Genomic DNA, 12373 nt, shown 5'->3' with positions numbered 1-12373 from the left:
AATGTACCGCTATACACTCCGGGTATACGCGGTGTGTATAGTCGCCGGCATGTCGATCGGACAGACCTTCTTGGGCCTCCTCGAGGCCACCCCCCGCCACGGCTACGACATCAAACGCCTCTACGACGAGCGCTTCGGTCACGCCCGCCCGCTCGCGTACGGGCAGGTCTACGCCACCCTGTCCCGGCTGCTGCGTGGCGGCCTCGTCGAGGTGGAGGCGGTGGAGCCCGGCGAGGGCCCGGAACGCAAGCGGTACGCGATCACCGAGGCGGGCGTCACGGACGTGGCGCAGTGGCTGGCCCGGGCCGAGAAACCCGAGCCGTACCTGCAGAGCACCCTCTACACCAAGGTGGTGCTGGCCCTGCTGACCGGCCGCCCCGCCGCCGACGTGCTCGACGTGCAGCGCGCCGAGCACCTGCGGATGATGCGCGAGCTGACCCGCCGCAAGCGCGACGGCGACCTCGCCGAGCAGCTGGTCTGCGACCACGCGCTGTTCCACCTGGAGGCCGACCTGCGCTGGCTGGAGCTGACCGCCGCCCGCCTCGACGAGCTGGCTGCGACGGTGCGGTCGTGAACGCCCCGCTGCTGCTCGCCGAGGACCTGCACCGCTCGTTCGGCCCGACCCGGGCGCTCGCCGGGGCGAGCATGCGCGTCCACCCGGGCGAGGTGCTGGCCGTGATGGGCTCCTCGGGCTCCGGCAAGTCCACGCTGCTGCACTGCCTCGCCGGCATCGCCCGGCCCGACTCCGGCCGGGTCCGCTACGCCGGCCGTGACCTCGCCGCCCTGAGCGACGCCGAGCGCAGCGCGCTGCGCCGCGAGGAGTTCGGCTTCGTCTTCCAGTTCGGCCAGCTCGTACCGGAGCTGACCTGCCTGGAGAACGTCGCGCTGCCACTGCGGCTGGGCCGGGTCGGTCGGCGCGAGGCGGAGCGGCGGGCCGCCGAGTGGCTGGACCGCCTGGAGGTCGCCGAGGTGGCCGGCAAGCGGCCCGGCGAGGTCTCGGGCGGGCAGGGGCAGCGGGTGGCGGTCGCCCGGGCACTGGTCACCCGGCCACGGGTGGTCTTCGCCGACGAGCCGACCGGCGCGCTCGACTCGCTCAACGGCGAGCGGGTCATGCGGCTGCTCACCGCCGCCGCCCGGGACACCGGGGCGGCCGTGGTGCTGGTGACGCACGAGGCGCGGGTCGCCGCGTACTCCGATCGGGAGATCGTGGTCCGCGACGGCCGCACCCGGGACCTGGAGGTTGCGGCGTGACGCGGCTGCGCGACCGCGCGGCCGACCTGAGCATGGGCGCGCGGATGGCGTTCACGGGCGGCCGGGACGGCTGGCTGCGGGCGGTGCTCACGGCGGTCGGCGTCGGGGTGGGGGTGGCGATGCTGCTGCTCGCCGCCGCGGTGCCCGGCGCGCTGGACGCCCGGCAGGCGCGCGGCGACGCCCGCGACGACCTGCGGATGGGCGAGAAGATCCCGGCCGCCGCGAACACCGTGCTGATCCGCCAGACCGACACCGAGTTCCGGGGGCAACCGGTGCGTGGCCGGGTGCTGCGGCCCGAAGGGCCGGCCGCGCCGGCGCCGCCCGGGGTGGCCGCGCTGCCCCGCGCTGGCGAGGTGCTGGTCTCCCCCGCCCTGCGCGACCTGCTCGGCTCCGCCGACGGCGCGCTGTTCGCCCCCCGCCTCGGTGGGGCCACGGTCACCGGCGTCATCGCCGACGAGGGGCTGGCCGGTCCCCGCGAGCTGGCCTACTACCTGGGCAGCGACACCCTCGCCGCCGACGACGCGACCCGGCTGGACGCGTTCGGCGGCGGGCTGCCCGGCGAGGCCTTCGACCCGGTGCTGGTGGTGCTGGTGGTCGTCATCTTCGTGGTCCTCCTGCTACCCATCGCCGTGTTCCTGGGCGCGGCCGTGCGGTTCGGCGGTGAGCGGCGCGACCGGCGGCTGGCCGCGCTGCGGCTGGTCGGCGCCGACGCCGCGATGGTCCGCCGGATCGCCGCCGGGGAGGCCGCCGCCGGCGCCCTGCTCGGCGTCGCGGCCGGCGGCGTGCTCTTCGCGCTCGGCCGGCAGGTGGTGCCGCTGGTCACCCTCATGGACCTCAGCGTGTACGCCGCCGACGTGCGCCCGCCGCTGCCGCTGGTGGCCGCCGTCGCGCTGGCGGTGCCGGCGCTCGCCGTCGTGGTGACGCTGGTGTCGATGCGCGCCGTGCTGGTCGAGCCGCTCGGGGTGACCCGGCGGGCCACGCCGGTGCGCCGGCGGCTGGTGTGGCGGCTGCTGCTGCCGGCCGCCGGGCTCGGGCTGCTGCTGGCCGGCGCGGCCGGGGTCGCGCCGCTGGGCGGCGAGCGGCAGACCGCCGCCGGCGCCGTGCTCCTGCTGGCCGGCGTGGTCACCCTGCTCCCCTGGCTCACCGACCTGCTCGTACGCCGGCTGCGCGGCGGCCCGGTCGCGTGGCAGCTCGCGGTGCGCCGCCTCCAGCTCGACAGCGCCGCCTCCGCGCGGCTGGTCAACGGCATCGCGGTCGCCGTGGCGGGCACCATCGGATTGCAGATGCTCTTCGCCGGTGTCGCCGGCCGGTTCACCTTCGACACCGGCCAGGACACCTCCCGGGCCCAGGTGCAGGTGCAGTTCTTCCCGCGGTCGGACACGGCGGCGGGGCTGGACCGCCTGGCCGACGCGCCCGGGGTCACCGCCAGCCACGCCACCCTGACCACCCAGGTCACTGCGGCTAGTGGGGGGTACGGCACGCTGCGGATCGGCGACTGCGCGGCGCTGGCCGAGTTCGCCCGGCTCGACCGGTGCGCCGACGGCGACGTTTTCCTGGTCCGCGATTCCGAGGGCCAGCCGGCCGGCATCGGGCCGGGCGCGACGGTCGCGGTCGCGGGCGTCGACGGGGTGACCTGGCAGGTCCCCCGCACCACCCGGGAGGCCCCCGTCCGCGCCGACCCGTCCGGCTACCAGCAGGCCGGCCTGCTGGTCACCCCCGGTGCGGTCGACGCCGCCCGGCTGGGCCCGCTGGGCGCGGACGCGTACCTGCGGCTCGCGGCCGACCAGCCGGACGCGGTGGAGCACGTCCGCAACGCCGCCGCCGGCGTCGACCCGTACGCCTCGGTGCTCACGCTGACCGAGAACCGCCAGGCCAGCCAGTTCGTCAACGTCCAACGCGGCCTCTACGTCGGCGCGGTGGTCACCCTGCTGCTGATCGGGGCCAGCATGCTGGTCGGCGTGCTGGAGCAGCTGCGGGAGCGCCGCCGGCTGCTGGCGATGCTGGTCGCGGTGGGCACCCGGCGCTCCACGCTGAGCTGGTCGGTGCTGTGGCAGAGCGCCGTTCCGGTGGTGATCGGGCTCGCCCTGGCGGTGGTGTTCGGCCTCGCCCTCGGCGCGGTGCTGCTGCGCATGGTGCAGACGCCGGTCACGGTCGCCTGGCCGGCGCTGGGCATCTCCACCGGCCTCGGGGCGGCGGTCGTGCTGCTGGTCACCGGGCTCAGCCTGCCGGTGCTGTGGCGGCTCACCCGACCCGACGGCATCCGCACGGAGTGATCCTCCGCCGGGTGCACCGCGGTGCGCCCGGCGGCGGCGCCGGCCGGCCGGCTACGGCGACTCGACGCGGGCGAGCAGCTCGGCGAGGTGCACGGCCCGTACGGCCGACCGGCGCCGGCGCAGCCCCGTGCGCAACTGGCGCAGGCAGCCCGGGTTGACGGCCACCACCAGGTCGACGCCGGCGGCCTCGATCTCGTCGAGCTTCGCGTCCAGGATCCGCCTGGAGTCCTTCGGCCGCAGCAGGGAGTACGTGCCGGCGGCGCCACAGCAGGCGGCCGCCGAGGGCAGCTCGACGTAGTCGGCGACCTGGCGCAGCAGCATCCGGGGCTCGGCGAAGACGCCGAGGCCGTTGCGCAGGTGGCAGGAGTCCTGGAGGGTGACCCGGGCGCGTCGGCCGCCCACCCGCAGTTCCGCCCCGGCGGGCCGGTCGGCGAGCCAGGTGGACAGCTCGCGCACCCGGTCCCGGCCGAGCACGGAGGCGAGGTGCGCGGCGCAGCCGCCGGAGGTGGTGACGATGGTGCCCGGCAGGTCCGCGCCGAGCCGCTCGGCCAGCCGCTCGCCCCCGGCCAGGTCGCCGTTGTGCGCGTGCAGCGCGCCGCAGCAGCCCTGCGCGGTGGGGACGGCCAGCTCGGGGGCGAGCGCGCGCGCCGCCCGGCTGACCGCCGGGTAGAGGCCCCGCTCGACGCAGCCCAGCATGAGCTGCGCGCCCGCCCCGCCTGCGGCGGCGGATCCGGGGGCCGCCGCCGGCGCGGGTGCCGCACCCGAGGCCGGCGCGCTCAGGGCCGACGCGGCCGGGGCCGACGGGGGCGGGGCCGGGGTGACGGCGCGGCCGCGGGCGGCGCGGCGGACGAGGCCGGACAGCCGCAGCAGCCACCGCTGCTCGACCAGCAGCATCAGCGCCCGGGCCACAAGCGGTCGCCGCCAGCCCCGCCACTGGTGCACCCGCCACTGCTCCAGCAGGCTGCCGTACTCCACCCCGGCCGGGCAGACCGGCTCGCAGGCCCGGCAGCCCAGGCAGAACGAGGACTCCTCGGCGAGGGTGCCGTCGTCCGGGGGCAGGGTGCCGTCCTGCAACGCCCGCATCAGCGTGATCCGGCCGCGCGGCGAGGACGCCTCGTCGCCGGTCATCGCGTACGTCGGGCAGGCCGGCAGACAGAACCCGCAGGAGATGCAGCGGGACAGCTGCTCCGGGTCGAACACGTCGCCGGTCATGATCCCAGCTTTCCGGGGTTGAGGATGCCCGCCGGGTCGAAGGCGCTCTTGATCCGGCGCAGCAGGGCGAGCTGGTCCTCGCCGAGGCGGGCGGCGAGGAACGGCAGTTTCGCCGCCCCCACCCCGTGCTCGCCGGTGATCGTGCCGCCGAGGTCGATGGCGGCGGCGAAGACGTCGGCGAAGGCCGCCTCTGCCCGGCGTACCGCGTCATGGTCCTCGGCCGAGTCGAGCACGCAGGTGGGGTGCAGGTTGCCGTCGCCGGCGTGGCCGAAGGTGGCGATGGCGACGTCGTGCCGGGCGGCGATGGCGTCGATCCGGTCGACCATCTCGGCGATGCGCGGCCGGGGCACGGTCGCGTCCTCCAGGATGGTCACCCCGCCCCGGCGGGACAGCGCCGGCAGCGCGCAGCGCCGGGCGGCCAGCAGCGCCTCGGCCTGGGCGACCTCGCGGGCCGTGGTGACCTCCACCGCGCCGGCCTCGACGCAGGCGGCGCCTATCCGGTCCAGGTGGGCGGCGACGAGGTCGGGCGGGCCGTCGTCGCCGAAGAGCAGCAGGGCGCCGGCGTCGGTACGCAGCCCCAGGTGGGCGAAGTCCTCCACGGCGTCGATGCAGGCCCGATCGAGGAACTCCAGCGTCGCCGGCACCACCCCGGCCCGGATCACCCGGGCGACCGCCTCCCCCGCGTCGGCCAGCGTCGGGAAGTACGCGACCCCGGTGTTCGCCGACGCCGGTGCGGGCAGCAGCGCCACGGTCGCCTCGGTGATCACGGCGAGGGTGCCCTCGGAGCCGGTGAGCAGCCGGGTCAGGTCGTAGCCGGCGACGTCCTTCCACAGCCGGCCGCCGGTGCGGATCACCTCGCCGGTGGGCAGCACCGCCTCCAGGCCCAGCACGTAGTTGCGGGTCACGCCGTACTTCAGGCCGCGCAGCCCGCCCGCGCAGGTGGCGATGGTGCCGCCGACCGTGGCGACGGTCCGGCTGCCGGGGTCGGGCGCCCAGAGCAGGCCCTGTGCGGCGGCGGCGTCGGCGAGGGCGGCGCTGGTCGCGCCCGGTTGCGTCCGGGCGAGCAGCTCGTCCCCGCTGACCTCCAGGATGGCGTTGAGCCGGGTCAGCACCAGCACGATCCCGCCGCGCAGCGGCACGGTGGCGGCGCACAGGTTGGAGCCCGCGCCGCGGGGCACCACGGGCACCCGGTGCCGGGTGGCGAGTGCCAGCACCGCGGCGACCTCGGCGGTGTCGGCCGGGAAGACCACCGCGTCCGGCCGGTGCGAGAACAGCGGCGTCGCGTCCCGCGCGTACGCCACGAGGTCGCCGGCCGCGTCGTGCACGTGCGACGGACCGACGATCCCGCGCAGCTCGGCGAGGACGGTCGCGGACAGCGCCATGCCCACCCTTCCCGGCGCCGGTCGCGCCTGTAGCTTTTTGCCGGCTCGCGACCGGCTGTCTGGCGACAGTTTTCACCGATCATAGAGAGCCGGAGGGGCTGGGTGAAGACGGCGGGCCGCCCGGCCCACGTCCGGGTCACCGCACTCGCCGCCCGCTGCGCACCCGGCGCCGACGGTCCGGATCGAGCCGGCCGGGACCTGGCCGTCAGCGCGGCGGCAGGTGCTCGCGCAGCGCGGCGAACTCGGCCACCGTGAGGAAGGACGGATTGGCCCCCTGCGGCTGCCGGAGCACCTCCGCGCCGGCCAGCCGCGCGTCGCCCCGGAAGGACTCCCGGGGCAACCGGTGCGCCTCGGCGAGGACCGTCAGGTCCAACGGCACCGTCCAGGCCGCGCCCGGCTCCCCCGGCACGGCGGCGGCGGCCACCAACCCCACGCCCCAGACGCCGTACGCGAGCCGGCCGCGGCTGCCACTGGCCCAGAGGACCACCGGCTGACCGGGACGCATCAGCCGGGCCCGGTAGCCGGGGCGTACGCACCAGGCCGTCACCCGCGGATCACGGGCGAAGCGGCCGGCCAGGTCGACCCGGTCCGCGTTGCCCTTGATCAGCCACGCGCCGAGGTCGTCGAGGTGCACCCGTCGGTCGGTCACCCCCTCATCCTCGCCCGGATCCCGGCCGGCCGCCCGACCGGCCGGGACCCGTCGTCAGGCGACGTGGCGCAGGTAACCCGCGACCGACGCGTCGAGGACCTCCCGGCCGGGCCGGGCCCACACCTCGGCCGAGAAGACCTCCACCTCGACCGGCCCGGTGTAGCCGGCCTCGTCCACGGCCTCCCGCAGCCGGCGCAGCTCGATGCAGCCGTCACCGGGCAGGGCCCGGCCGAGCAGCACCCCCTCGGGCAGCGGGGTGATCCAGTCGCACACCTGGAACGCGGCGATCCGCGCCCCCGCCCGGGCGATCTGCGCGTACACCGTGTCGTCCCACCACACGTGGTACGCGTCGACGACGACCCCGACCACGCCCGGGTCGAACCGCTCGGCGATGTCGAGCGCCTGGCCGAGGGTGGACACCACGCAGCGGTCGGCGCTGAACATCGGGTGCAGCGGCTCGATCGCCAGCGTCACCCCGGCTGCGGCGGCGTGCGGGGCCAGCTCGGCGATGGAGTCGGCGACCTGCCGGCGGGCGCCGTCGATGTCCCGGCTGCCCACCGGCAGCCCGCCGGAGACCAGCACCAGGACCGAGGTGCCGAGGGTGGCGGCCTCCTCGATGGCGCGCAGGTTCTCCTCCCGCCAGCCGTCGGCGGTGAAGAAGCCGCCCCGGCACAGGGACGTGACCTCGAGGCCGGCGTCGCGGACCAGCTTCGCGGCGCGGGCCAACCCGTACTCGGCCACCGGCTCCCGCCAGAGCCCGATCCCCGGCACGCCGGCCGCGACGCAGCCGTCGACCACCTCGGGCAACGGCCAGTGCTGCGACGTGGCCTGGTTGAACGAGAACCGTTCCAGCCCACTCACTGCGTCACCTCCGTTCGCGACTGCGGGGCTCGCAAACCCGGCTCACTCCTCGCGCTCACAGGGCCACCTCCGGTCTGCGACTGCGGGGCTCGCAAACCCGGCTCACTCCTCGCGCTCACTGGTCAACCCCCGCCACTGTGAACAGCGCCCGGGCGCGGGCGGCCGCCAGGTCCGCGTCGGGCAGCAGCCCGGCGGCGTCGGCGAGGGTGAGCAGGGTGGCCAGGTGCTCCGGCGAGCGGCCGGACTGCGCCCCGCCGACCATCGTGAAGTGGTCCTGGTGCCCGGTCAGCCAGGCCAGGAAGACGATGCCCGTCTTGTAGTGCCAGGTGGGGGCCGCGAAGATGTGCCGGGCCAGGGGCACGGTCGGCGCGAAGATCCGGTCGTACGTCGCCAGCTCCCCCCGGTCCAGTGCGGCGAACGCCGCGGCGGCGGCCGGTGCGATCGCGGCGAACACCCCGAGCAGCGCGTCGGAGTAGCCGCTCGCATCGCCCCGGATCAGCTCCGGGTAGTGGAAGTCGTCGCCCGTGTAGAGGCGTACCCCGGCGGGCAGCCGGCGGCGCAACGCCACCTCGCGGTCGGCGTCCAGCAGGGAGACCTTGATCCCGTCCACCCGGGCGTCGTGGGCCTTGATCAGCTCGACCACGGCGTCGGCGGCCTCGTCGAGATCGGCCGACCCCCAGTAGCCCGCGAGCGCCGGATCGAACATCGGGCCGAGCCAGTGCAGCACCACCGGCTCGTCGGCGACGGAGAGCAGCTCGTCGTACACCCGCAGGTAGTCCTCCGGGTTGCGGGCGGCGGCGGCCAGGTGGCGGCTGCACATCAGCACCGGGCGGGCCCCGGCGGCCCGCACGTCGTCGAGCTGCTCGCGGTAGGCGCGGGCGACCTCGGCCAGGGTGGCCGGGCCGGGCGGGAGCTGGTCCGTGCCGACCCCGGCGACGATCCGCCCGCCGACCGCGCGGGCCTCGGCGGCGCTGCGCCGGATCAGCTCGCGGGTGGCCGGATAGTCCAGGCCCATGCCGCGCTGCGCGGTGTCCATCGCCTCGGCCACCCCGAAGCCGTACGACCACAGGTGGTGCCGGAAGGCCAGGGTGCGGTCCCAGTCCAGCACGGCCGGGGCGCCGGGGACGTTCTCGGCCGTCGGATCGGCCACCACGTGCGCGGCGGCGTACGCGATCCGGCTGCTCGGCGGCCCGGCGGGGCGCGGGAAGCCTTCGCCTCCGGTCAGCCGGTACCGCCGCCCGCCGGGCAGCACCACGTCGGCCCCGCTCACAGCGCCACCTCCGTTCGCGACTGCGGGGCTCGCAGACCCGGCTCACTCCTCGCGCTCACAGCGCCACCTCCGTTCGCGACTGCGGGGCTCGCGACCCCGGCTCACTCCTCGCGCTCACAGGTCCAGCTCCGGGATGTCCAGGCGGGCGCCCTCACGCGCCGACCGCAGGCCCAGCTCGGCGAGCTGCACGCCGCGCGCGCCGGCCAGGAAGTCCCACGGGAACGGCTCGTTGGCGACGACGTGCCGCAGGAACGCCTCCCACTGCACCTTGAAGCCGTTGTCGAACTCCTCGTTGTCCGGCACCTCCGTCCACTGCGAGCGGAAGGGCTCGGTGACCGGCAGGTCGGGGTTCCACACCGGCTTCGGGGTGACCGCCCGGTGCTGCACCCGGCAGCTGCGCAGCCCGGCCACGGCGCTGCCCTCGGTGCCGTCGACCTGGAACTCGACCAGCTCGTCGCGGTGCACCCGGACGCACCACGAGGAGTTGAGCTGCGCGACCACGCCGCCGTCGAGCTCGAAGATGCCGTACGCGGCGTCGTCGGCGGTAGCCGGGTAGGTGCGGCCCGCCTCGTCGACCCGCTGCGGCACGTGCGTGGCGGTGACGCAGGAAACGGTACGCACCCGGCCGAAGAGCTCCTCCAGCACGTACTGCCAGTGCGGGAACATGTCCACGACGATGCCGCCGCCGTCCTCGCTGCGGTAGTTCCAGGACGGGCGCTGGGCCGGCTGCCAGTCGCCCTCGAACACCCAGTAGCCGAACTCCCCGCGCACCGACAGGATCCGGCCGAAGAAGCCGCCGTCGATGAGCCGCTTGAGCTTGCGCAGCCCGGGCAGGAAGAGCTTGTCCTGCACCACCCCGGTACGCACGCCGGCGGCGCGCGCCGCCCGGGCCAGGTCGAGGGCGCCCTCGGTGTCCTCAGCCAGCGGCTTCTCGGTGTAGATGTGTTTGCCGGCGTCCAGCGCCCGGCGGATCGCCTTCTCCCGCTGCTGGGTGACCTGGGCGTCGAAGTAGATCTCGACGTCGTCGCGGGCCAGCGCCGCGCTCAGGTCGGTGGTCCAGTCGGTCAGCCCGTGCCGCTCGGCGATCTCGCGGAGCTTGGTCTCGCTGCGCCCGACCAGGACGGGCTCGGGCCAGATCGACGTGCCGTCGGCCAGGGGCACGCCGCCCTGCTCGCGGATGGCGAGCAGGGAGCGCACCAGGTGCTGCCGGTAGCCCATCCGGCCGGTGACGCCGTTGACGATGATGCCTATCGACCTGCGGGTCATGGTGTTCCTTCCCTCCGCGGGCGCCTCCGACCGGGACCGGCGGCGGGCGACCTGTTCCACGCCTGCGCCGCCGCCGGGAGGCCCCCGGCGGCGATTCTCAGGCAAGCGCTTTCCTGGGCAGCGTAGGGAACGCCTCCCTCCTCAGGCAAGGGGCTGTCCGACCCGTCTCGCGGCCTGCGCCGCCCGCCGGGCCACGCGGGCGGGCGCCGGGGCGGGGAAGCGCTTTCGCTGCGGTACGGTGACGGATGGCCGGCACCGGGGCGCGGCCGTCGAGAAACGACCGAGGGGGCGGCAGTGGCGACCCTGTCCGACGTGGCCCGGCGGGCGGGGGTCTCGCCCGCGACCGCCTCCCGGGTGATCAACGGCAGCAGCAAGCCCGTCACCGAGGAGCTCCGCGAGCGCGTGCTGCGCGCCGTCGCCGAGCTCCAGTACGTGCCGAACGCGCACGCTCAACTGCTGGCCCGCTCGCACCGCGTGGCGGTGGGCGTCATCGTGCACGACGTCTCCGACCCGTACTTCGCCGAGATCACCCGTGGCCTGCAACGGGTCGCCACCGACCAGGGCCGGCTGCTGATGATCTGCAACAGCTACCGCGACCCGGACCGCGAGCTGGAGTACGTCGAGCTGCTGCGCGGCCAGCAGGTCGCCGCGATCATCCTGGCCGGCTCGGGCTACCACGACGCCACCTTCACCCGGCTGCTCAACGAGAAGCTCGCCGCGTACGAGGCGACCGGCGGACGGGTCGCGGTCATCGGCCGGCACGAGCACTCCGGCGACGCGGTGATGCCGGACAACCGCGCCGGCGGCCGGTTGATCGGCGAGGAGCTCTACGAACTCGGCCACCGGGCGATCGGGGTGGTGGCCGGGCCGGCCGTGCTCACCACCACCACCGACCGGCTCACCGGCCTGCGGGAGTCCCTCGCCGCGCACGGGCTGAGCCTGCCCGAGCACCGCGTCCGGCACGCCGAGTTCGACCGCGACGGCGGCGTCGCCGCCACGGCCGCGCTGCTCGACGCCGACCCCGAGCTGACCGCCGTCGTGGCGCTCAACGACTCGATGGCGATCGGCGCGCTGGCGCTGCTGCGCTCCCGGTCGGTGGCGGTGCCCCGGCAGATGTCGGTCATCGGCTTCGACGACATGCCGATCGCCCGGGACGTCACCCCGGCGCTGACCACCGTCCGGCTGCCCCTGGTCGAGATGGGGGCCCGAGCGATGTCGCTGGCACTCGACCCGGGGGCCGCGGCGCCCCGCGTCGAGGTGCTGCCCGCCGAGGTGGTGCGCCGGGACAGCACCGGGCCGGCCCCCGAGGTCACCCCGGTCCGCCCACGGGCGGCGGGATCGGGCGCGTCAGCCGGCTGACGACCCTCCGGTCACCGGGACGGCCGGCCACGTGGACACCGTCGTCGGTGGCCCCGGGCATGGCGCCCGGGGCCACCTGGCGCCAGGTCGCGCGGAGGACGGCCCCCCAGATGCGCGCGGCCGTACCGGCTGCGGTCCCCCCTGCCGGCTGCTTCTCGGCGTGCGGTGCGGTGCGCGCCCTGAGCGGCTTGCGCATCCCCCGTTTCCGTCCCCCCTGTGCCGCGCCTGGCGGTCGTCGGCCGACGCGCCGACGCGGAGTCGACACACGCTGGTGCGGGTGTCCTGGAACACACTATGGTTGTCCGCTACGGTGTCACTGCCACAACAGTGGTCGGCGTGGTCAGTCAAGCACGGTCCGCCACGGCCCGCAACCATTGTGGCGGCGCAGCCCGGCCCAACCACTATGGTGGGCGTCCTCGGGTCGGATCGGGAGGGGTGTCATGGCCGACGGCGGCGAGGCCAGCGGATCGACGTCCTTCGCCGACCGGCTGCGGCACCTGTTCGAGACGCATCGCCGGCCCGGCAGCGACAGGCCCTTCTCGCCAGAGGAGGTCGCCAGGGCCACGGGGCTCTCGACGAGCTACGTCAACTACCTGCTGAGCGGCGAGCGGGACAATCCCACCCGGTCGGCGATCCAGCAGCTCGCCAACTTCTTCCGGGTGCCCCCGGGCTATTTCTTCGACACCGTGACCGCAGACGGCGAGGGCGACCCCGACCTGGAGACGATCACCGTCCTGGCCCGCCGGATGCCGCCGGGGGCGCCCAGGGCGAGCCTACGCGCCATCGTGGAGCAGGTCGCGGCGCTGGAGGCACGCAACAAGACCTCGGGGCGCGGCCGGACGTGAGCGGG

11 protein-coding genes are annotated in these 12373 nt (G+C 75.7%); 5 read left to right on the top strand and 6 right to left on the bottom strand.

Annotated elements, in window-relative coordinates; all coding sequences use genetic code 11:
- The first annotated feature begins 49 nt into the window (after positions 1–49).
- Genes ACLQ20_RS11700 through ACLQ20_RS11690 form a run of 3 tightly spaced genes read left to right on the top strand, consistent with a single transcriptional unit; the run spans position 50 to position 3524 of the window.
- Positions 50–574 carry a PadR family transcriptional regulator gene (locus ACLQ20_RS11700; RefSeq protein WP_151453153.1) on the top strand — a complete coding sequence of 175 codons (525 nt, stop codon included), beginning with the start codon at positions 50–52 and terminating at the stop codon, positions 572–574.
- Entirely contained in the window at positions 571–1251 is a 681-nt protein-coding gene (locus ACLQ20_RS11695; RefSeq protein WP_327028707.1) for an ABC transporter ATP-binding protein, read from the top strand. Before ACLQ20_RS11700 ends, ACLQ20_RS11695 begins: the two co-directional genes overlap by 4 nt.
- A complete protein-coding gene (locus ACLQ20_RS11690) occupies positions 1248–3524 on the top strand; it encodes an ABC transporter permease (RefSeq protein ID WP_327028708.1) in 2277 nt (758 codons plus the stop codon). The genes ACLQ20_RS11695 and ACLQ20_RS11690 overlap by 4 nt, the downstream gene beginning before the upstream one ends.
- A gap of 51 nt (positions 3525–3575) precedes the next feature.
- Here the strand turns inward: ACLQ20_RS11690 and ACLQ20_RS11685 are convergent, their stop codons facing one another.
- The 6 genes from ACLQ20_RS11685 to ACLQ20_RS11660 all read right to left on the bottom strand — a co-directional run bounded on the left by ACLQ20_RS11685 (position 3576) and on the right by ACLQ20_RS11660 (position 10164).
- Positions 3576–4736, bottom strand: coding sequence for a (Fe-S)-binding protein (locus tag ACLQ20_RS11685; protein ID WP_327028709.1), 1161 nt, complete (start codon positions 4734–4736; stop codon positions 3576–3578).
- A complete protein-coding gene (locus tag ACLQ20_RS11680) occupies positions 4733–6118 on the bottom strand; it encodes an FAD-binding oxidoreductase (protein WP_151453151.1) in 1386 nt (461 codons plus the stop codon). Before ACLQ20_RS11680 ends, ACLQ20_RS11685 begins: the two co-directional genes overlap by 4 nt.
- 205 nt (positions 6119–6323) lie before the next feature.
- Positions 6324–6767, bottom strand: a complete 444-nt coding sequence (locus tag ACLQ20_RS11675; protein WP_327028710.1) for a hypothetical protein — start codon at positions 6765–6767, stop codon at positions 6324–6326.
- Positions 6768–6821: 54 nt separating this feature from the next.
- The gene (locus ACLQ20_RS11670; RefSeq protein WP_327031233.1) at positions 6822–7619 is read right to left on the bottom strand and encodes a sugar phosphate isomerase/epimerase family protein; all 798 of its coding nucleotides are present in this window, start codon (positions 7617–7619) and stop codon (positions 6822–6824) included.
- A gap of 124 nt (positions 7620–7743) precedes the next feature.
- On the bottom strand, positions 7744–8898 hold the full coding sequence (locus tag ACLQ20_RS11665; RefSeq protein ID WP_151453149.1) for a dihydrodipicolinate synthase family protein: 1155 nt from the start codon (positions 8896–8898) through the stop codon (positions 7744–7746).
- A 114-nt stretch (positions 8899–9012) separates the two neighbouring features.
- Positions 9013–10164 carry a Gfo/Idh/MocA family protein gene (locus ACLQ20_RS11660; RefSeq protein WP_151453148.1) on the bottom strand — a complete coding sequence of 384 codons (1152 nt, stop codon included), beginning with the start codon at positions 10162–10164 and terminating at the stop codon, positions 9013–9015.
- A 294-nt stretch (positions 10165–10458) separates the two neighbouring features.
- Between ACLQ20_RS11660 and ACLQ20_RS11655 the strand changes: the two genes are divergently transcribed.
- Both ACLQ20_RS11655 and ACLQ20_RS11650 read left to right on the top strand, forming a co-directional pair.
- Positions 10459–11523, top strand: coding sequence for a LacI family DNA-binding transcriptional regulator (locus tag ACLQ20_RS11655; RefSeq protein ID WP_151453147.1), 1065 nt, complete (start codon positions 10459–10461; stop codon positions 11521–11523).
- A 440-nt stretch (positions 11524–11963) separates the two neighbouring features.
- Positions 11964–12368 carry a helix-turn-helix domain-containing protein gene (locus ACLQ20_RS11650; protein WP_151453146.1) on the top strand — a complete coding sequence of 135 codons (405 nt, stop codon included), beginning with the start codon at positions 11964–11966 and terminating at the stop codon, positions 12366–12368.
- Positions 12369–12373: the final 5 nt, after the last annotated feature.

It is taken from the genome of Micromonospora sp. DT46, from assembly GCF_049841735.1.
Lineage (GTDB): Bacteria > Actinomycetota > Actinomycetes > Mycobacteriales > Micromonosporaceae > Micromonospora > Micromonospora reichwaldensis.
Note: the sequence above shows the minus strand (reverse complement) of the source record. Positions and strands in the feature narration are given on the sequence as shown.